Consider the following 22720-nt stretch of genomic DNA (forward strand, 5'->3'; position numbering starts at 1 on the left):
TTCAAATCATCTTTCTCGCTTTTTCCAAGTCTTCAGCAGTGTCAATTCCTATTCCAATATGAGTGGTTTCAACCATTTTGATTCGTTTTCCAAATTCGAGATAGCGCAATTGCTCTAATTTTTCGGAGGCTTCCAATGATTTCATTGGTAAACTATAAAAGTCCAACAATGCTTGTTTTCTAAAAGCATAAATACCGATATGTTGCATATAACGAACGCCTACATTTTTTTCTCTTGGATACGGAATCACAGATCGTGAAAAGTATAAGGCAAATGAGTTTTGATCGACAACTACTTTAACATTATTTGGGTTGTTGATTTCGTTCTCCTCTTTTATTTCACGCATTAAAGAAGCCAAATCAACTTGTTTTGATTCCTCATTTCTAAAAACTGCTATCACTTTTTCTAATGGCTCTTTGTCTATAAAGGGTTCATCCCCTTGCACATTCACAACAATATCAACGTCTAGATTTTCTACAGCTTCAGCAATTCGATCGCTTCCGGATTCGTGCTCTTTGATGCTTCGAATGGCTTTTCCACCGTTGGAAACAATTTCATTATAAATTAAATCTGAATCGGTTACTACAAACACATCATCAAACAATCGAGTATTTATAGCTGCTTCATAGGTTCGAAGGATTACCGTTTTACCTCCTAAATCCTGCATGAGTTTTGCTGGAAATCGTGTAGATGCGTAACGGGCGGGAATGACTGCTATTATTTTCATTTTTTATTTTAATTTTTTGTTTTCAACTTCTTTTAAAATGCTCATTTGCTGTATTGCTATTTTATTAAGTTTTACTAATCGTTCTTTTTGCGGTAAATTTTCGTTGATAAAATGAGCATTCAAATTTTCAAGATTTGACAAACAAATCAATTCATTTATTGAGGCATAATCTCGAATATTTCCTTTCAAATCAAGATTTTGTTCGCGCCATTGTTTAGCAGTTACCCCAAACAAAGCCATATTTAATACATCGGCTTCATTAGCATACACCATTGAAATTTGCAAATCAGAAAGTATTCGGGGTATTAAATTATGCTTAATAGCATCTGTATGAATATGATAGTTTATTTTTGTTAATTCCCTGTGCACGGACCAACCAATATGTTTTTGTTCTTCTTCTTTTAAACGCTGAAATTCTTTAACAATATAAAGTTCAAACTCAACTGAAATCCAACTGGCAAATTTAAAGGCGATATCTTTATGTGTAAACGTCCCGCCGTATCGTCCTGATTTTGAAATAAAACCAATGGCACCAGTTGTATTTATCCATTTTTGTGGCGACATTGTAAAAGCATTCAGACCTGCCTCTTTTTTAAACCCCTCGAATTCGAGGGGTTTAAAATTGGGGTTATATAATATTTCCCAAAGCCCTAAAAACTCTAATGTATTTCTATTTCGCATCCAATTTCCAATGGTTGCACTTGTATCGTCAGTTTTGTGTTTTGCAATGTCTGTAATAGAAATATAATCATTGTCATTGATTGAAACAATAGTAATTTCGGTGTCTTTAACTTTAATTTTAGCCATCTATTGCGTTTTCTAAATTATATTTTTTCTCAAATATAAGATTTTTCTATAAAATCAATCTACACAATTTTAACCGATGTCATACTCAACGACCCAGCAACCAATTTATCATTAAACAAACTCAATTCCTCTGATTTTCCTTTTAATCCCAAGGTATAAATTAAGGGTAAATAATGTTCGGGTGTGGGAATTGACAATTGGAAAGCTTTGCTTTGTTTTTCGAAATCAATAAGTGGTTGAAAATTTCCATCAAGCAAATAGTCATTGATATCAGATCTAGCTTCAACTGCCCAATCGTAACCGTAATTATCCGTATTGATATTTCTAAAATCGACCATTCTCAAATTATGAATGATATTTCCACTGCCTACAATCAGGATTCCTTTGGTTCGTAAAGCACTTAATTTTTGCGCCAATTCAAAATGATATTGTCCTGATTTTGTGTAATCGATACTCATCTGAATTACAGGAATATTAGCATCGGGATATAAATGTTTAATTACACTCCAAGCACCATGATCCAACCCCCAATGTTGGTCTAATTCTACTTCGGTTGGAAGTAATAATTCTTGAGTTATGGTTGCCAATTCAGGGCTTCCTTTGGCAGGATATTGCACTGCAAATAATTCTTCCGGGAAACCTCCAAAATCATGGATGGTTCTCGGCAATTCCATTGCTGTAACTTTGGTTCCGTTAGTAAACCAATGCGCCGAAATACACAAAATAGCATTGGGTTTGGGTAATGTTTTGGCCAAATCACGAAAACCGGTCACAAACTGATTCTCTTCAATAGCGTTCATAGGGCTACCGTGTCCCAAAAATAAAACCGGCATTTTTTCGGTATTCGAAAAAGAGCCTGATATTTTATGTAAATCGTTTAGCGTGTTCATAATAAAAACATTTAGTATTGTTTTTTAACCATTAAGAAATTAGGCAATTAAGATTTTAATATTTATGCTAAATGAAACTTAATTTCTTAATAGTTCAATTTTTGAATGTTATTCTGTAAAACTTTCATCTTTAAAGCCTATCAAATATAGCTTATTTTTGGCTCTTGTCATAGCGGTATACAACCATCGGATGTAATCTCTGTCAATACCATTTGGCAAATACGGTTGTTCTATAAAAACAGTATTCCACTGCCCTCCTTGCGATTTATGACAAGTAATGGCATACGAGAATTTGACTTGCAAGGCATTGAAAAATTCGTTTTCCTTTACTTTCTGAAACTTTTTATATTTGGTAGTTTCACTTTCATAATCTTTCATCACTTCTTGATACAAACGATTGGATTCCTCGAAAGTCAAAGACGGAGATTCACTTTTTATAGTATCCATCAAAAGCACGGTTTCAAAAGGTTTCTGATCGGGATAATCAATCATTCGTATTTTTACTTTGGCAAATTTAAAACCGTATAATTCTTTTATGCCAAACATTTCTAGAACTTCAATAATATCTCCATTGGCAATAAATCCGGCTTCATCCGAGTCTTTTAGCCAAAAATAATTATTCTTCACCACCATCAGGAAATCGCCTGTAGACAATTCACTTTCTTTATCTAGGATTTTGGTTCTAATTTGTTCATTGTATTGATTCGCCCTTTTATTGGAACGAACAATAAAAGCCGTGTCTTCTATACTAAAATTACTGTAAGCCGAATGAATTGCATCCTGAATATCATACCCATCAACCAACCGAACAATGTCTTTGAATTTTCTAACATTGAATTTAAACTCGGTTATAAAAGTATCTTTCAATAATTCCCTCAACTCAGTGGCATTATGCAAAATTCCTGAATTTTCTTCTTGACGCATTACTTCGTCGAGTTCAATATATTCAACTTCTTTGTTGTAATTTATACTCAGCGTATGAATATCCAAAGCTGGGCTTATATCCAAATTCACAGGTGGTAATTGCGCTGTATCACCCAAAAGTAGCATCTTGCAATTGGTTCCCGAATATACATACGAAATCAAATCATCAAGTAAGGAGCCGTTTTCATACAATTTTGAGTCCGAATTGGTGTCTGAAATCATCGAAGCTTCATCGACAATGAAAATAGTGTTTTTATGCTTGTTTTGTTGTAAAGTAAAAGACACGCCTCCCCCTGAATTTTTCTTTGGGAAATAGATCTTTTTGTGAATTGTAAAAGCAGGTTTGTTCGAATAATTGGCAATTACTTTGGCCGCACGACCAGTTGGGGCCAGCAAAACATATTTTTTATTAATCTCCAATAAACTGTTTACAATTGTAGAAATGACCGTTGTTTTTCCCGTTCCGGCATATCCTTTCAGTACAAAAATCGTTTCATTATGGGTATCAGTCAAAAAAACAGCTATTTTCTGAAAAAAAATATCCTGATTGTACGTGGGTTGAAAAGGAAATTTTTTCTGTAAATGGCTGTAAAATAAGGAGGAATTCATTAGGTGTATTTTGATTGCAAAGTAAGGCTATTTCGATGGCAATTTCAATGGCAAAATTCAATTTCAATAGCAATGGCAAATTTTAATGGCACTATTAATAACAAAAAATCCAATTGTTTACTTTTAGCCCTGATAGAAGCGGAAATCTTTTTAATTTTCCTTTAAAAATTAAAAAATTGTAGCGAATAGCAGGTTCCATATTTACAAAAAATGCCTTATGTTTCTGCTTCTGAAATTTATAATAAAACTCCCTTTTTTTGAAATTTGATTATCTGTTCATTGAAATTTGAATTTGCCATTGATTTTTGCCATTGCAATTGGTATTGAGCTTTAAATTCGTAAGTTTGCAATGTTGAAAAAAATACTATGAATACTATTATAACCGATAAGAAATACAAAAAACTTTCTATTCAAGTTTCACTCACTGGACTTTCCTTTTGTTGCTTTGACACGCTTCACAACAGGATTGTATCTGTAAATGAAATTCGTTTTGATACTTTTCATAAATCAACCAAGATTGAGGAATTGTTTTCGGATGCTTTTCGAAATTATCCAGAACTGAATGACAGTTATGATGAAATCCAAGTGATTCATAACAACAATCTTTCAACATTCGTTCCCACTGCCCTATTCGATGAACATTTTTTAGGCAGTTATTTGCAATACAACACCAAAGTTTTTGAAACCGATTTTTTTGCATTTGATGAAATCACCAATTATCAAATGAATGCGGTTTACATTCCGTATGTGAATATCAATAACTTTTTCATAGATCAATTTGGCGCTTTCGATTACAAACACGCCAATACCATTTTGGTTTCCAAACTTTTGGATGCTTCCAAAAACAATGACACTAAGAAAATGATTGTCCATTTTAATCCTGGACATTTTGAAATTATTGTTATTCAGAACCAAAAATTACTGTTATTCAATTCATTCGAATATAAAACAGCCGAGGATTTTATTTACTATTTGCTTTTTACAGCCGAGCAGTTAAATATGAACCCCGAGATTTTTCAATTGGAATTATTAGGAGCTATTTCTGAAGATGATGATTTTTATAAAATCGCATTTAAATACATTCGCAATGTATCTTTCTTTGATGTAACTGATTTGCAAAAAATCAATTCGTTTTCAACTGCACAAAATCAGCAACATTTTATACTTTTTAACTCATGAGAATCATATCTGGAAAATACAAAGGAAGACGCATTTTTCCACCAAAAGGGCTACCTGTTAGGCCAACAACTGACATGAGTAAAGAAGCTTTATTCAATGTTTTGAATAATCATTTCAGTTTTGAAGGCTTGAAAATACTAGATTTATTCTCGGGAACGGGAAATATCAGTTATGAATTTGCTTCTCGAGGATGTACCCCAATCACGTCTGTAGATGCTGACTTTGGTTGTGTAAAATTCATCAAACAAGTAGCTACTGAATATGATTTTAATATTGCCGCTACCAAAAGTGATGTTTTTTCCTTTTTAGAAAAAAACAAAACGAGTTATGATATTATTTTTGCCGATCCTCCTTATGCTTTAGACCAAAAGACTTTTGAGAAAATTGTTTTATTGATTTTCGAAAAAGAATTACTAAATGAAGAAGGAATGATGGTTATCGAGCACTCCAAATATACCAAATTGGATCACATGATCAATTTCTCGTTCCAGAAAAGTTATGGAGGATCTATTTTTAGTTTCTTCGAATTGGATTCTGCGGATGAGGAAGAAATGGATGATGAGTCCAATATAAAAACTACTGAAGACGACGAAGATTAAAATTTCCTTTTGAATATAAAAAAAAGCCCTAATTTTTCAATATTAGGGCTTTTTTGGTAAGAATTATGATTTTCTTTTGCCTCCAAAATAGACAAGAAACCCCAGTCCAAGTGTGTCTTTTGTATTTAATGTACTATCTGAGTTTATTGTTTTTAATGCAGTTCCTAAATTAACACCATTGAAATACAAAATTAGATCAGCAGAATGATAATATTTCTCCGAAAAATTCACTGAAATACCAATCCCAATTCCCAAAGAATGGTCCCAGGTGCTTGCTGATTTATTTTCTACTATAGGTTTTGATAAATCGTTTGGATTTCTAGTTGAGAGTTCTGTTTTTCCAAACACTTTGGAATAGGTGTACTTAGGTAAAATTACTAAACACGTCTCAGAATCATCGGGATTTCCTAGATAAATTTTTGGGCAAAAACTATAATTTATTGCAGTTGTTGTTCTTTCAAAAATACTCTGTACAAGTCCCGTTTCGGTATAGTCAGTAAAGGTTTCAGGAGTACCATACATCACGCCCAACTCTATTTCAGGTCTGAAATTATTGATGATTTTAAATTCTAAACCCGTACTTGCACTTCCAAAAATAGATCCATTATAATCTGTGTCTAAATAACCCGCTATTCCTACAAAAGTACGAATTCGTTGAGCTTGTAAGCTAGATGTGATAACAAGTAAAATTGCTAAAAAAATATTTCTCATATTTTATTTCCCTATTACCCAGCCCAAAGAAAAATTAAGTACAGGGACAAAACCACTATCTTCAGAGTAACTGTTTACAGTGTATCCAGCTCCCATATTGAGCCCTAAATTAAAATTGCCTTTGTATGTTCGCTGAAATCCCCAAACTGGTGCAATAGTAAAGGAAGTTTCGGTTGAGGAATAGGAATCATTGCTCGAAATTGGTCTAAAATTATAATTAGCATGTAAAGCAATAAAACCTCCTGAATTATTAGATGTAACTTTTCCTTTAGAAGCTCTTTTTTCAAAATTATAATAATGGCGAAATTGTTCTGTAATAGTCGGATAAAATGACCAACCCGAACCATAATAATCATTATTTCTATAACCAATTCCAAAACTTAGTTCTGAATAAAGCGTGTTTTTTGTATTAAAGCCGTGCTCATATGCAACACCAGGTAATAGCAGGTTAATTTTAAATAAGTTTTTCTCAACAGAAGGGTTTTCTTGAGCAACGACATTAAATAAAGGAGTAAAAAGTAAAAAAAGAACAATAGAGAGAGACAATTTCATAAATAAAAGTATAGATATTAATTAGCCTCAAATGTAATACTATTATTATATTTAAAAAATAGAAGCAGTTATTTAGTACTTTTTAAATCATAAATAAGCAATATAAACTTTTATCGGATCCTATTAGAATTATCATCAATATTTTTTTCTTTGAACTCAGTAGTTATTATTTTGCCAAATGAATATTTAATAGCTATTGAAAATTCATGTGCATCAACCAAATATCTGGCTGTTGAACTAATACTGTTTATCGTAAAACTTTCTTTGTAAATCGTATTTCTAAAAATGTCATTATAGCTTAAAGTGCAATTCCAATAGGTGAAAAATGATTTTGAAACTCCTAAATCCATAATAAACAAAGATTTTCTTTTAAAAACTCCTTCTTTTTGTTCCGTTAATCCCCAAGTTGAAATCACAAATGTGTAGCCTTTTAGTAGTTTAAATTCATTGCTTGAATAATAATATAAATACGGTTTTGTTGTGATAAATTCAGCAGAATCATCTTCTATTTTATTCAGTATACAGCTTAGGCTGTTGGTAGAAGTCCAAATTTTATAAGTAAAAGGCAAGGTGAATTCTAAATTAAAACCTGTTTCTTTTTCAAAATTAATTTCTTTAAAAGTGAGTATTTTATTTTGATTGTCAAATATAAAACTGCTGTAAACAGGATCTGTATTTTTATAATAAGTTAGTTTTACTGATTTATCGTGATATTGAAAACTAGATGAAATCTGATTGTTAATAGTTGGATCTAAATTGATATTTCTCGAATATAAAAAATATGGATTAATATAAGTCGACCCCTGACTTGTAGATGAATAATTGGGTCTCGAGATGCTTTTGGAATAATTTACGGTTATCGATTTGGTGCTGTCAATAGGTATGTCAAACTGTGCTTTCGGAAAAAAATCAGTGTAGTTCTTGCTGATTAAAGGAGTGATGTCATTCTTAAATTGTCCTACAATATTGGTATTTTCGACTCTTAAACCAACTGAATAGCTAATTTTTTTCAAACTTCCTGATAATTGTGTATAGCCTGCGCTATTTTTCTCTTTGAAATTATAAATAGAGTTGATTGTATTATTGGTCTCATAATTTAAGATTTCAAAATTTGTTTTTGCTTTTGCAAACAAATAAAGCCCGCCGTATTCCAATTTCATTTCATTTTTAAATTTCTTTTCAAAATCTGCCCTGCCAGAAAAAACAGCTACATTAAATTTTTGATCACTTTTTTGGGCCAATTCAAATTGAGTGTTATTAAAATTATTCTGAGCCAACGACTTTGAATCCTGATCAAAATTAGAATATTGAAAACCAGTAAATAATTGTGTGTTTATTGATTTTATTTTCTTGGAATAATTAATAAAAGAGTTAATAAAATCCTTTTGGCTCTTATTATCACTGTGTGTTATAACATTATTTTCTACATTTCCATTCTTATTGTAGGTTGTAGTGTTTATATCAAAAGGTTCGCTTTGCAGTTTACTGTTGATACTAATTGAGAAATAATCTTCCTCATTGATTTTATAAAACAAGCTTCCACCAAAAATAAACTGCTTTCTTTTGGTATTTGCGGTAGCAACGTTATAATTCGAAATGATATCCGCATCTGGAATTTGATAATCAATACTATGGCTTTCCCAGGGACTTAATTTATTGTAATTAAAATTGGCTTTCCATTCCCATTTATTCTTTTTGAAACTTGAATTTATCCCCAGATAATTATTGAATTCTTTCTTGAACGAAGCCACCTCGGAAACATTGGTCTGCGAACCTTCTTTTTTGCTGAATTTTCGCGTTATCAAAATAACGGCTCTTCCTTCGGCTTCATATTTAGAAGATGGATTATTTATAATTTCAATGGTTTTTATGTCGTCTACAGACAAGGCATTCAAATCATTCATACCTACTTTTTGATTGTCAATATAAATCAATGGGTTTCCTTTTCCTATGACTGTTATATTCTCCTTGTCGGCGCTGATGGTAATATTGGGCAATTTAGAAAGCAAATCTATTGTATTTGGAGTTGCATTCAGAATCGAATTGGCCACATCAACTTTGATATTTCCATTTTTATTGGTAAACATTTTCTTTTCTTTTGTAATCACTACTTCGCTTAATTTATTGGAAATACTGTCATTTTCGGTGTTATTTTGTCCGTAACCAAAGGCTGAAATAATAAGACAGATTATAATTTTTGCATTCTGAATTCTTAATTTTTTTTTCATTAAAATAGTATGTTTTGTGATTTTGAAACACTGCAAAAATGAATCTAAATACCCGTTTTGTGAGTTAATCGAAGGTTAATGCGGCGTTAATGGCTAATTTGAATAATAAATGAATTATTTTTGAATTCAAATTTTACCGAATGAAGCAAAGAATCAATTTATTAATCGCATTTTCTATTATTGCTCTGATTACCTTATCGGTTGTGCAATGCTATTTGGTTAAAACAGCTTATGATTATAAAGTAGCCCAGTTTCACTCGGAGATCAAAGAGGATATTGCCAAAATAACGAATGATTACAGCGATATTGATTCGGCTTACGTGAATAAAAAGGAAAGACTTTATAAGCTATTGGCACAAAATTATGTTTTAGATAAAAAGTCAAAATCTGCAATTAAAAACACTTTAATTTTAGATGAATCTAATGACACATTAACTCGAAAAATACAGCTTAGATTCAAAAGAGATTTCCCAAATATTGACATTGATTTTGCTATTGTCCTGAACAAATTTGTCATTTATAATAGCTATAAAAAAAGTGATACTATTTTTTCTGAAAAGCCTCTTATACAGAATAAAATCTATGGTAATTTAAAGTCTTTAAATAATGCCTTTTTGGTTCGGAATTATGTCAGTACAACAAATGGTTCATCCCAAATGCAAGATTATAAATTACTTACCGAAGATTCAATGTACGTGTCCGTGATTGATTGGGAAATGATCATTTTCGAAAGAATGAGAATTATTTTGTTATTATCACTCCTATCGATTCTAACTCTAATAACTCTTTTTGTAATTGCAATCAAAGCTTTAATCAGGCAAAAGAAAGTTAGCGATGTCAAAACCGATTTTATCAACAATATCACACACGAACTTAAGACTCCTTTGACTACTTTGGGAATTTCTACAAAAATATTGGAACGTATAGATATCCGTAACAATGAAGAGCAATTCAATAGTGTTTTGAATACTATTTCCCGACAAAATCATCGATTGCAAAATTTAATTGATCAAGTAATGGCGAATTCCTTTGGAGAAAATGAAATTGAACTTCAAAAAGAAAAAATAGATGCAGAATTATTTTTAAAAGCTATCGTTGACGATTTTGAGGTTACATTTCCTAAAGTAAATATCGAAACTCATTTTAACACAAAAGAAACATCTTTGGTTTTAGATAAATTTCATTTAACAACAGCTATTTTAAATGTTCTCGAAAATGCTGTGAAATATGGAAGTAACACTATTACAATTAATACCGAATTAATCAAAAGCCAATTTAATATCAGTATTAAAGATGATGGAATTGGAATTTCAAAAAACAAACATTCCTTTTTGTTTGATAAGTTCTACAGAGTCGAAGAAGGTAATTTGCATAATGCAAAAGGATTAGGTTTGGGGCTTTTTTATGTAAAGCAAATTATAAAAGCACATCAGGGTACAATTGATGTTATAAGTGATTTAGGTAAAGGTTCGGAATTTACAATTGTGTTTAAAGTTTAATAATCTGCCATTGAAAAAAGTACTTTTAGCCGAAGATGATGCTGATTTTGCAAGCGTTCTCAAACAATATTTAGAATTATACCAATATGAGATCAGTTGGGCAGAAAATGGTGAAGAAGCATTGGCTATTTTCCAAACTGAAAATTTTGATATCTGTGTTTTTGATGTTATGATGCCCAAAATGGACGGATTTACCCTTGCTGAAAAAATCATCAAAATCAATCCCGAAATTCCTTTTGTTTTTCTAACTGCCCGAAAATTAAAAGAAGACAAAATCATTGGATTAAAATTGGGTGCTGATGACTATATTGTAAAACCTTTTGAAGCCGACGAACTTGTTTTACGCCTGAATAATATTTTAAAAAGAAGCAATCAAAAACAGACTCATTACCCAATAGCAGATGAATTGAAAATTGGGGCTTATTTATTTGATACCAAACGTTTAGCTTTAAAAAATAACACTATAACACAACAACTTACCGAAAAAGAAGCGGCTCTTATTCATTTTTTTTATACTCATAAAAATCAAATGGTAAAACGAGAACAAATTTTGAAAACGATTTGGGGAAGCGACGATTTTTTTTCGGGAAGAAGTATGGATGTCTACATCAGTAAAATTCGCAAGTATTTCAAAGATGATTCTCGAATAAGCATCGAAAGTGTTCGTAACATTGGGTTGGAATTTAAGATCAACAACTAAATTATATAGCTTGTTGTGATAATTTCTCCAATACCTTTTGGTATGTTGGTGTGCCAATTTCATATTTCAAACCTTCATTTACCACAAATTCAGTCAAGGAAGCCAATTCAATTTTTCGTCCTGCTATCAAATCCCGATGCATGGAGGAAGTAGCTTCTTGTGGTGATTTTTCTAGTTTTAATATAGTTTGAAAAACAATGTCATTCGGTAAATCGAGCCCTTTGACAGCAGCAATCATGGTAATTTCATTCAATAAAGAAACATAAAATTTCCTGCTTGATTCACTATTTAGCAACTCACCAATGTTTTGGTTTAAATACGAAGTTGCTGAAGCCAAAGCCGAAATAAAGATAAACTTCTCCCAAACCGTTTCTTCGATAGCATCGACTAAATAACTTTCGATTGAAGCATTTTTGAAAATGGTTTGCAAAGCATTCATTCTAGAAATGGAAGCCATATCCGATCCAAAAAATATTTTTTCGTAAGGACCAACTTTTTTAATCACACCAGGTGAAACAATCATCGAAACAATATAAACGCAACCTTGCAAAACTTCATTATCTGGAAAAAGAGTACAGATGCGCTCTGGAGCATCTACACCATTATACAAAGGAAGAATTACTGTGTTTTTTGTAATCACATTTTTTATAGAAGTCAGACTTTCTTCAATATCATACGTTTTTGTAGCACAAATCAGGTAATCTATTTTACCTATTATTTCAGGATTATCAGAAACTAAATCTGGGAAAACAATTTTCTCACCATTATCAGATAGAATTTTTAATCCGGATTCCTTAATGTTTCTTAGTGTCTCGCCACGAGCGATGAAGATAATTTCGACGGTTTTTGATTTAGCATATTCTTTGGCTAATAATCCTCCAAAATAACCACCTACACCACCTAAACCTAGAATTCCAATTCTTGTTTGCATAGAAAAAAGTATTTCTCAAAAATTTAAAAAAATGCAGACCTATAAGCCGGATTCTGTCTCCAATAAATCGGAGCCTTATCATTTATCTAGATCCCGCATTGCTACGAGACTCAAGCTATCTACCCTTCAGCAACGGACGGGAACCCTTGAATGCTGATATACTTGATATTTCACCGCATAGAGTTTACCTGGTTTCACTACAGCATTACCTGTACATACTTTCTGTTGCACTTGTCCTAATCTCGCCCGTAAAGACGAAACCGACGGGTGTTACCCGCTATGCTTCCCTATGGTGTCCGGACTTTCCTCCCTCCCGATCCCGATAACTATCAGGACGGAACGACGATAAGGCGGTCTGCGGTGCAAAAATAGGTTTTTATGACGTAATATCAGGAATTAACTTTAAAATAGAATACACGAAACCCCTATTTATGCATTAAAAAAGAGTTTCAGGTCTGTTGTCGTGAGGTTTAGGAATTGGAAATCCAACCAAATTTGCCTGATACGGAAAAGCAAAATCCTGTATAGCATTTGAAGCATCCAGCCAAGCGTTTTCGTCTTTTCGATTCAAAACAACAGGCATGCGTTGTTTGGTGTTGTGGATGTATTGCATTAATTCGTTGGCCTCGGTGGTGAGCATTGTGTATGTAAAAATGGTTTCACCTGTTTGAGGCTGTACCCAATGGCTGTACAATCCTGCAAATGCAAAAAGAGCTTCTTCTTGAGAGTAGATTTGGTATTTGTCTTTGGATTTTCCTTTGGGATCATTCCAGTGCCACTCGTAAAAAGCGGTAGCCAGGATTAGGCAACGATTGTTTAAACTATTTTTGAAAGAAGGTTTCTCTCCTACCGTTTCTATTCTGGCATTCAAGGTGTTTTTTCGGACACTTTCGTCTTTGGCCCAAGTAGGGATGAGTCCCCAACTGTAATTGGTAGAAATGATTTCGGGAGATTTGTCTCGAATTATAGGTGTTTTCAAGTGTGCAAAACCACTAATAGTATCCGATTCTAGAAACTGCAACGGGTTATCTACTTTGGCTTTGAAGCGAGTTTCGGCTTTTTTGACATTGGTTTTTAGTTGGATTGTGAAGCACATATTACTGACAATTTATCGTGATAATGTCTTTTAGATTAGTCGAATAGCAAGGCGAAAGATGTTCTTGGCGCATTTTCCATTTTCGTTTTAAATCTTGTCCGCCAAATTTGACCTTCTCCCCCATTTTCACATTCATTTTATCGAGCACTTGCATCAGGACTTTATGCTTCGGATTTTCGTATTCAAACATTGATAATTGTTGGGTTTGATCTTGTGTAATTCCCATCAAAATGACGCCTGCTTTTTTGTAATGAAATCCAGGTTTAAAAATTTCATTCAGTACTTTTTGAGCGTATTTATTTAACTCAAAAGTAGAAGAGGTTGGGAACGGCAATTTAACGGTTTTATACCCACTGTATTGTGGTAAATCTTGCCGAAATCGGTTGGTGTAAATGAACACTTGAATGAGTTCGCAATTGCTTTTTTGGTTGCGTAGCTTTACAGCTGCTAGGGACGAAAACGTAGCTATTCGTTCTCGTAATTCCTCTTGGGTTTGCATCATCACATCAAAACTTCTAGTGGTTGCAATGTTTTGTTTGGGTTTAATATCTTCAAACTGGATGGTAGGCTCGCCTTCTAGGTCTTTTTTGAGTCTTAATCCTACTACACTAAAGTATTTTCGAACATAGGAATCACTCAATTGTGTAAATTGGTACGCATTGGTCACCCCAATGGATTGGAGTTTTTTAGAGAATTGTCTGCCTATGCCCCAAACATCTTCGATCTTGGTCCATTTTAAGGCTTTGATGCGTTTTTCTTCGGTGTCGATGATGTAGTAGTTTTGGGTGCGTTCTGGGTATTTTTTGGCAATTTTATTAGCTACTTTGGCCAAGGCTTTGGTGGGAGCAAATCCGATAGAAATTGGGATTCCAATACCTTTTTTTATAATGCGGTGCATTTCTAGTCCAATTTGATCAAAATTGGCATAGTGATGACCGTTGAAGTTTATAAAAGCTTCATCTATACTGTAGACTTCGACATCGGGAGAGAAGTTTTTGATTAGGGTCATCACGCGATTAGACAAATCGCCGTAAAGCGTATAATTGGAAGAGCAAACTACAATATTGTGTTGTTTTACAAAGTCTTTTATTTTGAATATTGGAACTCCCATTTTTACGCCCAACGCTTTGCTTTCATTGGATCGTGCCACAACACAGCCGTCATTGTTGCTCAGGACAACAATGGGTTTGTTTCGTAAGCTAGGCTTGAACACACGTTCACAACTAGCATAAAAGTTGTTGCAATCCATTAAAGCGTACATGTCTTATCTTTTTCGATGGTATTTGAGTGTATTTATGACGATTCCCCAAATTTGGAACGAATCATTATCGGTGATTTGAATGGGTTTGTAATTGTCATTTTCGGGCATCAACCAAACGCAATCTTTCTCTACACGCAAGCGCTTGAGTGTAAACTCATCGTGGATTAAACAAACGGCAATATCACCGTCTTCGGGATCTAATAATCGATCGACAGCAATGATATCATTGTTTGAGATTCCAGCTCCTTCCATAGATGAACCGCTCACACGTGCACAAAAAATGGTCGATGGAGAACTGCCAAATACTTCCTTGTCGAAACTGATTTTGAGTTCTTGAAAATCATCGGCAGGGCTTGGAAAACCAGCAGATATTCCTTCGTCAAAATAAGGCACTTCATTGATAGAAGTCATATCGGAGGTTAGGAATTCAAGAGAAACAGTATTTGGAATTCGGATTGGCATTTTACTGGTATTTGAATTACAAAGTTAGTTAAAATGAAAAATTGAAGGTCTAACAGCAACGTTAATGTTGATAAAAAAATGAAGCCTGATTGTCAGGTTTATACAAAAAGGAATTAATAACGAAACACTTCTTTTTTAGCAGGAATTGCGTGAGGGATAGCGCCAAATTACCGAAGTAATGGCAATAGCCCGACCCCATGAAACAAAGGGGCTGTATGAGCGGCATGCTAAGTAAGCCCCTTTGCTTCATGGGGTCACGCCCAACTCTTTTAGTAGTTTATTTGTGAAAGCACTATTAGAACAATCGCGATCAAGGCCAATAAAAGCCCTGTAAAATTGAGTCGAGATATTTTTTCCTTGAAAATAAAGATTCCGACAAGACTGCCGATTACGATGACGCCCATATTCATTCCGGCAAAAACGGTGGAGGGATTTTGAGCAAATGCTTGATGAGCTTTGAGGTAGAAAAAAATATTACAGAAGTTGAAAATCCCAACTAGTATACCCCAAAAAATATTTTTAGAACTGAATTTTTCCTTTCGAAAAAGGATGGTGAATAAGGCGTAAAGTCCCATTATTACTAAGGCGATTGCAAAAATAACGAACAAGGAGGTCGTAAATGGCAGTTTGGTATACAATGCGATTTGCTTGAACAACACATCGATTGTTCCAAAGCCGAGTACTACCATAACAGGATACATCCACTTGTTTTCTTGGTTGGATGTAGGCTTGATGAGTAGCAATACGAGTGCTGGAAAGCCAATCAAAATTGCAGCAATTTTCAGGGAATTGAATTGCTCGTCAAAAATAAACCAAGCGGCCAAAATGGGAATAAAAAGAGATAAACGTTGGGCAGCATCGGTTTTTACGATTCCCATATGTTGTATGGACAGCACCAAAACGATAAACACGGTTGGTAATAAAACACCAAGAAGGGTATAAATAGGCCAAGCCGAAGAACTGGCTAGTGCCTTGAAATCGGGGCTGAAAAAGCAATAAGAAAGTAAAAGAGCAGTTGCATAATTGAATGTTATGATTTGAATACTACTCGATTGATTTTTGTGCGCGATCTTGAAGAGCACGCCCACTGTAACACTACAAATAATACTCAGAATAAGAAATAGCATGGTCCTAAAATTTATCTCACAAAAATAGTGTTTTAATTTTTTAAAACCACTTTCTTCTAAAATTACCGATCACTCTTTAGCCAGCCTGTAATGCTCATTCGGGTATTTTGAGTAACGAGCACTTCGTGAACAAGTTCATCACTTTTGAAGAAAACCGTTTTGCCTTGCGTAGGGCTTATTTTTTGGTTGTTATTGTCTTGATGAATGAGCAGTTCACCTCCATGACTTTCTTGCCAATCACTGTTTAAATAACTAATGATTGAATATTTTCGACTTGGATTGTTTTTGAATTGATCTAGATGCTTTAGATAAAAATCGCCTTTTTCGTAAAGGGAATAATGGAACTCATAGCCTGTAATTCCGGCATAACAACTCTCATTTAAGTATAAAATAAAAGCTTCCATTTGAGCAAAGAATTCATTTTCGAAAGCGTTATTGTGTTTTTTGTCCAACCAATAAATAGAATCACTGCGAATAGCACCATCATAAGACAGTTTCTCAGAATTCCCGATTCCAGCAGCCGATAATTGACTGTTGTCGTTTAAATTATGTAGATTTTGTTTTAAGTTATTGGCTAATTCTGCACTCAAAAAATGTTCGGATATGCCAACTCTATTTTCGATATAAGTGGTAATCAAATCTTCAAAACTGTTTTCCATATCCTATTTTGATGGACTGAAAATAGCGCCAACGGGGCAAGATAGACTATTAAAAATGGGAAAGGTCACAAAATAAAATAAATAAAAATTTTCTGATTGATTTGATTTCTTTTTAATCAAAATAGTACTCTTGTAATTTTTAATTTTAGAATATAATTGGTTAATTTTAATACGCCATTTTGCAATAAATAGAAAAAATGTCGAATATGATAGAATCTGATTTAATAAAAATTGAAGCCATTCAAATTGCGGAAGCTTTTAATATAAAGAAAATCCGAACAGAATTTGAAGTTGAAACGTATTCCAGTTCGATTTCGGAACTTTTTTATGCTTTTAAAAGTAAAAATCAGTACCTCTACATTTTTGATTATGGCGTAATTGTTTTTGCAAATTATACGGCTTCCGATAAAAAAGAGTTTATTGAATTTGTTAAAAAATATGCTATTGAGATTGTAGATGTAAACTTGTTTGAAGAATACACAATTGAGATTGACAAAACACTTTTGAAAACCTATGTCAAAAACAATTCGGTAACAGTACCTTTTGTCGATTCATCTGTATTGAGAATTGTGATGCTTAATATTGCTCAATCTGTGGCACTTGAGTTTTACGAAACACTTTCTGATGATCTTATTACATCCTCGAAGGAGTATATTCTTGAATTGGAAAAGCGAGGTCGCTTAAGCATTTCAAAAACCAATCTGCTGAAATATATTGGAAAAGTATTGAACGTAAAAAACAGTATAGTCGACAATTTATACATTCTTGACGACCCAAATCTTGTGTGGGATCATGAAGATTTAAATTTATTGAATAGAAGTCTTAAAACAAATTTTGATATTATACCTAGATTTAAAGATTTGGATTATCGATTGGGTATTGTTGAAGATAATCTAAAACTCTTTACGGATGTTTTAAATGTTCGGGAAAGCTCCCGACTGGAATGGATTGTGATTATTTTGATAGCGATAGAAATTTTGATAGCGTTGTATTTTCATTGATAAAAAGTAAAAAAATAGGGTTTAGAAATTCTAAACCCTATGTTCAATTATAATTTACTGATATAACTTCCGTAGATATCCTTAAACTGATACCCTTCGGAAAGGCGATCTTTGCTGAGTTTTTTGTATTCGACTAATGCCCAAAGAATGAATTCTTTCATAAAATAGCTATCGTTTTTTTCTAATTGTGGTTGGTATTTTTTGATTAAAATTTCCAAAGGAGTTACACTATCCAAAATTCTTTTATATTCCTCATCAGAACAATCGTCCAGTAATTCGAATCCGCTTTCTGTAAAAAACCAATCTAAAGTGTCTGAATAAGCCGTTTTTTCGCCTTGTTTTTCTAATTTTTCGATTTTAGGGAAATAAGCTGGGAAAAAGGTATGAATAGAATCTCCTATTAAATGTTGCGCCACAATAGCTGCTCCCTCCTGCTCTCCTTCATACACCAATTCTACTTTACCAGTAATCGATGGAATTATCCCCATAAAATCGGATAAACGAAGAGTTGTTTGGTCAATTCCAGAGCGCAAAGCACGACGTTCGGCTGTACTCAATAAGTTTTCGAAAGCAGTAATACTCAAACGAGCACTTACACCGCTCTTGTTGTCAATATACTCACTTTCGCGCGCTTCAAAACTGATCTGCTCTAATAAGTCTTTGGCCAACGAAGGAACATACACCAACTCACTTTGTGTTTGATCTAATTTGGCTTCTTGCTCTGTTATTGTTCTGGCAATTTTGATGGTATCGGGATAATGAGTCAAGATTTGAGAACCAATTCTGTCTTTCAAAGGTGTTACAATACTTCCACGATTGGTGTAATCTTCGGGATTGGCAGTGAATACAAATTGCATATCCAATGGCATTCTTAATTTGAATCCTCGAATCTGTATGTCTCCCTCTTGCAGTATGTTAAACAACGCTACTTGAATCCTTGCTTGCAAATCCGGCAATTCGTTAATTACAAAAATAGAACGATTGGCACGGGGAATCATTCCAAAATGAATCACGCGATCGTCTGCGTAAGAAAGTTTTAAATTAGCCGCTTTGATAGGATCAACATCGCCAATCAAATCGGCTACTGTAACGTCTGGTGTAGCCAGTTTTTCAAAGAATCGTTCGCTTCTGTGCAACCACGAAATTGGGGTTTCATCACCTTTTATTTCAATGATATCTTTGGCAAAACGCGAAATAGGATGAAAAGGATCGTCATTGATTTCGGATCCCGTCACAAACGGAATATACTCATCCAATAATTCGACCATTTTGCGAGCCAATCTGGTTTTGGCTTGACCCCGAAGTCCTAGTAAATTAATATTATGACGGGACAAAATAGCGCGCTCTAATTCGGGGATAACGGTGTTTTCGAAACCATGAACTCCCTCAAAAGTGGGCACTCCTGATTTAATTTTCTCCCTTAAATTATGACGCAATTCATCTTTGATACTTTTGCTTATGTATCCTGATTTCTTTAATTCTCCAAGTGTATTTATATTTTCTATTTTCATATTATTTTTACAATTTTATTTTTTGAACCATTAAGGGATTAAGATAATTAAGCCTTATTTATTTAATTTTAATGGATTTATAAGTATGCTTAAATGATCACTAAAAAAAATGACCACTGAATACTTATTTCACCCTCTTCTTTCTATTGGTTTCATAATCTTCAAAAATCATTTCGCCCAAACCTTTTAAACCGGTATAAAAGGCTTTCCCTTGATTGGCTTCGGTAAAATGATTGACAAATTGCTGTAAATAAGGATCATTGGCAATCATAAAAGTGGTAATGGGAATATGTAATTTTCGAGCTTGTTGGGCTTGATTGTAACATTTATCCACAATGTACTGATCGAGTCCGTTGCTGTTCATATAATAGGAACCGTCTTTTTCGCGAACACAACTTGGTTTCCCATCGGTTATCATAAAAATTTGTTTGTTGGTATTGCGCTTTCTGCGGAGTAAATCCATAGCCAATTGCAAGCCAGCAACGGTATTGGTATGATAAGGCCCCACTTTTAAATAAGGCAAATCCCGAATGGCAATTGTCCATGCATCGTTACCGAAAACTAAAATATCCAGTGTGTCTTTTGGATACCGAGTAGTGATTAATTCGGCCAAAGCCATTGCTACTTTCTTGGCTGGTGTGATTCGATCTTCTCCATACAAAATCATACTGTGACTGATATCAATCATCAAAACGGTGCTCATTTGAGATTTGTATTGAGCATCTTCGACTACAAGATCATTTTCGGTCAGCATAAAATCGGCTACACCATTGTTGATTTGGGCATTACGTAAACTTTCGGTCAGGGAAATCCTTTCTAAGCTGTCTCCAAAATGAAATTCTCGAAACTCACCCGTGTGTTCATCGCCGTTTCCAGCATATTTGGTTTTGTGGTCGCCACTTCCCGATCGTTTTAAATTTCCAAAAATATTGTCCAAAGCTTGTTGTCGAATGGCGCGTTCGGTTTTGGCGGTTATGCCAATTCCCGATGTTCCATCGTCTTTGAGTTCTTCCCGGATGTATCCTTTTTTCTTTAAATCTTCAATAAAATCATCGATAGTATACGCTGAATCTGTGAGTTTGTATTCTTTGTCGAGCTCACGCAACCATTCTATAGCTTCATCAAAATCTCCCGAAGTATGTGTGATAAGCTCTTTGAAAATGACAAAAAGTTTATCAAATGGAGATTGAAACGGAGCCTCGTAGGTCTTGAAATAAAATCCTTTTTTGATAGTGTCCTTCATAAATATAAAAATACATCATTTTTAATCGAACCTGCCTCAAACATTCTATAATTTTACGTTAAAAGGATTGTTCAAGTGTAATGTTGTGAAGAATAATTTAATCAAAATTTAATTTGCAAAAATTTTGAACCATTAAGATATTAAGTAAATTAAGGGCTGTAGCTGTTCTTAATGAAACTTAATATCTTAATGGTTTAAAAAAATTGTTTACAACATTTGAAATGCAATTATAAAAAAAAATCAATCTACTTTTCTAAATACAACTTCTACACCCGATGGATTGGTAAGTGTCAATCGCATGTTTGCTACTTTATAGGTTGTTGTACTTTGCAATGCTTTCAAGAACTCGTTTTCTTTATTATTTGGTCCGCAAGCCATTCTTGTAGTGATGATATTATTAAAACGAAGTAATCCTCTTTCAAAGAATACTTTACCATTCATGCGATTGCAACCTGCAAATCCCATGAATTGATTGGTTGAACTATTGATTTCTAGATTGGGTAATTCTTTCATAAAGTGGTCCAAAGTTGCTTTTTCTCCATTTAGTTTTTCTAAAACCCAAATATCGTGCAAACGAGGATCGGTAATATAGTTTCCGCAACCGATAAAAAATATGGAAACAGTATCTTTTACAATTTCTATTTGAACCGAATACGTTGATTTTTCACCAGACATAGTATTGAAGCATTCTTGATGCATGATCTGTATAATCATTAATCCCGCCGAAGTTTCAACTCGGTACATTTTCACATTGGCATCCATCGCACGTATAGGCTCAATGTGAGCGCCACTTAAAGACTCAAAGCCAGGTTTCAAAGAGTTGAATTCAATGGTTTTTTCAGAAATTTTCAAACTCCATTCGGGGTCATTTCCTTTGCCTCTAAAATAAATTCCCTGATCTAAATTTTCCATTTGTTGTTTATATTCGATAGTTGGTTCAGTTTTTGCAACTTCTTTTGGTTTTGCAGAAGCACTTTTGCAACTTGAAATTAATAAAAAGACTGAAAGTAATAGAATACACTTTTTCATAGTTTTTATAAATTAACTGCTTTATTTAAACGTTCCATCCAGATAAAACCATTTGCCATTTTCTTGTTTAAAAGTAGAAAACTCATAATGTACTTGGTTTACATTAGTAGCATCTAAAAAATAGGCTTTAAATTCAACCGTATTTTCAGTTGAGGAAATAATCTCCAATTTTTGCCATTTATTGGCTGTTGCCCAAAGTAAAATATCTTCTCTGGAATACTTTTTTCTTTCTGAAATATGTGTAGTGGCCAGTAAATAATCTGCTTGATGGGTTGCATAAGCCGAATATCTTGATTTCATCAATGCCAAAGCAGTTGGAGCAGTTTGAATTCCATTAATAAAAGGAGAGCAACAACTTTCAAATGATTTTCCAGAACCACAATAACAGGATATATTTTCCATAATAGTTATTCAGAATCTGTTGGATTGATTTTAATATGCAATTGATTCAATAATACCTGAAAATGACTAATCTGCATTAAATCTTCATCATCGTCTGTGTGATCTAGAATCTCATCTAGTTTTTCACTCACTTCAAGTAATTTATTATTGGCTTCTTTGGTTTGCTTACTGGCTATCAAGTCAATAATTTCTTGAACGCCACTTTTTAAATTTTCCAAATCTAAGTTTATCATAATCTATGAGTTAACAATTATCCGAAGCTTTACCCTCATTGAACTTTTTAGTAATCTGTTTTAGTTTTTCTTTACGATCCATCGCTGCTTTTTTGGCTTTATCTTGTGCCTTGTGCAGTTTGTCGTTGTGTTTCTTGATATTTCCTTCGTTATTTCTGCTCATTGCATTTCTCTTTTTGATGTTCCTTATCTTTTATATGAAATATGAATTTTATAATAAATCATTTTCAATATAAAAAGAGTACAAAGTTCGGTTTTATTATTGAAAAGGAGTCTGTTTTATACTGATAAATCGCCCTTTAGATTTTCTAAAAATAAAATTAAACTGATTTTTTCATAC

General features: G+C 33.4%; 24 protein-coding genes and 1 other RNA gene. 5 read left to right on the forward strand and 20 right to left on the reverse strand.

What is annotated here, in order from left to right; translation table 11 throughout:
• Position 1: 1 nt before the first annotated feature.
• The 4 genes from kdsB to OYT91_RS04890 all read right to left on the reverse strand — a co-directional run bounded on the left by kdsB (position 2) and on the right by OYT91_RS04890 (position 3957).
• Complete coding sequence (gene kdsB, locus OYT91_RS04875) at positions 2 to 727, reverse strand: 3-deoxy-manno-octulosonate cytidylyltransferase (protein WP_281239741.1); 726 nt, start codon at positions 725 to 727, stop codon at positions 2 to 4.
• 3 nt (positions 728 to 730) lie between these two features.
• Positions 731 to 1534: a KilA-N domain-containing protein gene (locus OYT91_RS04880; RefSeq protein ID WP_281239742.1), complete on the reverse strand. Its 804-nt coding sequence runs from the start codon at positions 1532 to 1534 to the stop codon at positions 731 to 733.
• A gap of 59 nt (positions 1535 to 1593) precedes the next feature.
• Positions 1594 to 2424, reverse strand: a complete 831-nt coding sequence (gene ygiD / locus OYT91_RS04885) for a 4,5-DOPA-extradiol-dioxygenase (protein WP_281239743.1) — start codon at positions 2422 to 2424, stop codon at positions 1594 to 1596.
• A gap of 108 nt (positions 2425 to 2532) precedes the next feature.
• A complete protein-coding gene (locus OYT91_RS04890) occupies positions 2533 to 3957 on the reverse strand; it encodes an ATP-dependent DNA helicase (RefSeq protein WP_281239744.1) in 1425 nt (474 codons plus the stop codon).
• A 366-nt stretch (positions 3958 to 4323) separates the two neighbouring features.
• On the opposite strand from OYT91_RS04890, the gene OYT91_RS04895 reads away from it, so the two are divergent.
• Positions 4324 to 5136: a DUF3822 family protein gene (locus OYT91_RS04895; protein WP_281239745.1), complete on the forward strand. Its 813-nt coding sequence runs from the start codon at positions 4324 to 4326 to the stop codon at positions 5134 to 5136.
• On the forward strand, positions 5133 to 5735 hold the full coding sequence (locus OYT91_RS04900; RefSeq protein ID WP_281239746.1) for an RsmD family RNA methyltransferase: 603 nt from the start codon (positions 5133 to 5135) through the stop codon (positions 5733 to 5735). Before OYT91_RS04895 ends, OYT91_RS04900 begins: the two co-directional genes overlap by 4 nt.
• 63 nt (positions 5736 to 5798) lie before the next feature.
• Here OYT91_RS04900 and OYT91_RS04905 read toward each other — a convergent pair whose 3' ends face one another.
• The 3 genes from OYT91_RS04905 to OYT91_RS04915 form a co-directional block, all read right to left on the reverse strand.
• Positions 5799 to 6446, reverse strand: coding sequence for a hypothetical protein (locus OYT91_RS04905; protein WP_281239747.1), 648 nt, complete (start codon positions 6444 to 6446; stop codon positions 5799 to 5801).
• A gap of 3 nt (positions 6447 to 6449) precedes the next feature.
• On the reverse strand, positions 6450 to 6998 hold the full coding sequence (locus OYT91_RS04910; RefSeq protein WP_281239748.1) for a hypothetical protein: 549 nt from the start codon (positions 6996 to 6998) through the stop codon (positions 6450 to 6452).
• A gap of 110 nt (positions 6999 to 7108) precedes the next feature.
• The gene (locus OYT91_RS04915) at positions 7109 to 9226 is read right to left on the reverse strand and encodes an outer membrane beta-barrel family protein (RefSeq protein ID WP_281239749.1); all 2118 of its coding nucleotides are present in this window, start codon (positions 9224 to 9226) and stop codon (positions 7109 to 7111) included.
• Positions 9227 to 9366: 140 nt separating this feature from the next.
• On the opposite strand from OYT91_RS04915, the gene OYT91_RS04920 reads away from it, so the two are divergent.
• Both OYT91_RS04920 and OYT91_RS04925 read left to right on the forward strand, forming a co-directional pair.
• Positions 9367 to 10725, forward strand: coding sequence for a sensor histidine kinase (locus OYT91_RS04920; protein ID WP_281239750.1), 1359 nt, complete (start codon positions 9367 to 9369; stop codon positions 10723 to 10725).
• Between the two features lie 10 nt (positions 10726 to 10735).
• Positions 10736 to 11425: a response regulator transcription factor gene (locus OYT91_RS04925; protein WP_269222792.1), complete on the forward strand. Its 690-nt coding sequence runs from the start codon at positions 10736 to 10738 to the stop codon at positions 11423 to 11425.
• A gap of 1 nt (position 11426) precedes the next feature.
• On the opposite strand, the gene OYT91_RS04930 is transcribed toward OYT91_RS04925, so the two are convergent.
• From OYT91_RS04930 to OYT91_RS04960, 7 genes are all read right to left on the reverse strand, one after another.
• The gene (locus tag OYT91_RS04930) at positions 11427 to 12356 is read right to left on the reverse strand and encodes a ketopantoate reductase family protein (protein ID WP_281239751.1); all 930 of its coding nucleotides are present in this window, start codon (positions 12354 to 12356) and stop codon (positions 11427 to 11429) included.
• A gap of 26 nt (positions 12357 to 12382) precedes the next feature.
• Positions 12383 to 12718, reverse strand: an RNA gene (rnpB, locus tag OYT91_RS04935) — RNase P RNA component class A.
• A 74-nt stretch (positions 12719 to 12792) separates the two neighbouring features.
• Positions 12793 to 13452, reverse strand: a complete 660-nt coding sequence (locus tag OYT91_RS04940; RefSeq protein WP_281239752.1) for an SOS response-associated peptidase — start codon at positions 13450 to 13452, stop codon at positions 12793 to 12795.
• Position 13453: 1 nt separating this feature from the next.
• A complete protein-coding gene (locus OYT91_RS04945) occupies positions 13454 to 14713 on the reverse strand; it encodes a Y-family DNA polymerase (RefSeq protein WP_281239753.1) in 1260 nt (419 codons plus the stop codon).
• 3 nt (positions 14714 to 14716) lie between these two features.
• Positions 14717 to 15175, reverse strand: coding sequence for a LexA family protein (locus OYT91_RS04950; RefSeq protein WP_269222788.1), 459 nt, complete (start codon positions 15173 to 15175; stop codon positions 14717 to 14719).
• 269 nt (positions 15176 to 15444) lie between these two features.
• Positions 15445 to 16302, reverse strand: coding sequence for a DMT family transporter (locus OYT91_RS04955; RefSeq protein WP_281239754.1), 858 nt, complete (start codon positions 16300 to 16302; stop codon positions 15445 to 15447).
• A gap of 62 nt (positions 16303 to 16364) precedes the next feature.
• On the reverse strand, positions 16365 to 16961 hold the full coding sequence (locus OYT91_RS04960; RefSeq protein ID WP_281239755.1) for a 2OG-Fe(II) oxygenase: 597 nt from the start codon (positions 16959 to 16961) through the stop codon (positions 16365 to 16367).
• A 206-nt stretch (positions 16962 to 17167) separates the two neighbouring features.
• Between OYT91_RS04960 and OYT91_RS04965 the strand changes: the two genes are divergently transcribed.
• Positions 17168 to 17962: an RMD1 family protein gene (locus tag OYT91_RS04965; RefSeq protein WP_281239756.1), complete on the forward strand. Its 795-nt coding sequence runs from the start codon at positions 17168 to 17170 to the stop codon at positions 17960 to 17962.
• A 47-nt stretch (positions 17963 to 18009) separates the two neighbouring features.
• Here OYT91_RS04965 and OYT91_RS04970 read toward each other — a convergent pair whose 3' ends face one another.
• From OYT91_RS04970 to OYT91_RS04995, 6 genes are all read right to left on the reverse strand, one after another.
• Positions 18010 to 19473 carry a sigma 54-interacting transcriptional regulator gene (locus OYT91_RS04970; protein WP_281239757.1) on the reverse strand — a complete coding sequence of 488 codons (1464 nt, stop codon included), beginning with the start codon at positions 19471 to 19473 and terminating at the stop codon, positions 18010 to 18012.
• 124 nt (positions 19474 to 19597) lie between these two features.
• On the reverse strand, positions 19598 to 20716 hold the full coding sequence (locus OYT91_RS04975) for a vWA domain-containing protein (protein WP_281239758.1): 1119 nt from the start codon (positions 20714 to 20716) through the stop codon (positions 19598 to 19600).
• Between the two features lie 240 nt (positions 20717 to 20956).
• A complete protein-coding gene (locus OYT91_RS04980) occupies positions 20957 to 21745 on the reverse strand; it encodes an META domain-containing protein (protein WP_281239759.1) in 789 nt (262 codons plus the stop codon).
• Positions 21746 to 21766: 21 nt separating this feature from the next.
• On the reverse strand, positions 21767 to 22147 hold the full coding sequence (locus OYT91_RS04985; RefSeq protein ID WP_269222781.1) for a YchJ family protein: 381 nt from the start codon (positions 22145 to 22147) through the stop codon (positions 21767 to 21769).
• A 5-nt stretch (positions 22148 to 22152) separates the two neighbouring features.
• Complete coding sequence (locus OYT91_RS04990) at positions 22153 to 22380, reverse strand: hypothetical protein (RefSeq protein ID WP_269222780.1); 228 nt, start codon at positions 22378 to 22380, stop codon at positions 22153 to 22155.
• Positions 22381 to 22390: 10 nt separating this feature from the next.
• Positions 22391 to 22543: a hypothetical protein gene (locus OYT91_RS04995; RefSeq protein WP_269222779.1), complete on the reverse strand. Its 153-nt coding sequence runs from the start codon at positions 22541 to 22543 to the stop codon at positions 22391 to 22393.
• Positions 22544 to 22720: the final 177 nt, after the last annotated feature.

The organism is Flavobacterium praedii, assembly GCF_026810365.1.
Classification (GTDB): domain Bacteria; phylum Bacteroidota; class Bacteroidia; order Flavobacteriales; family Flavobacteriaceae; genus Flavobacterium; species Flavobacterium praedii.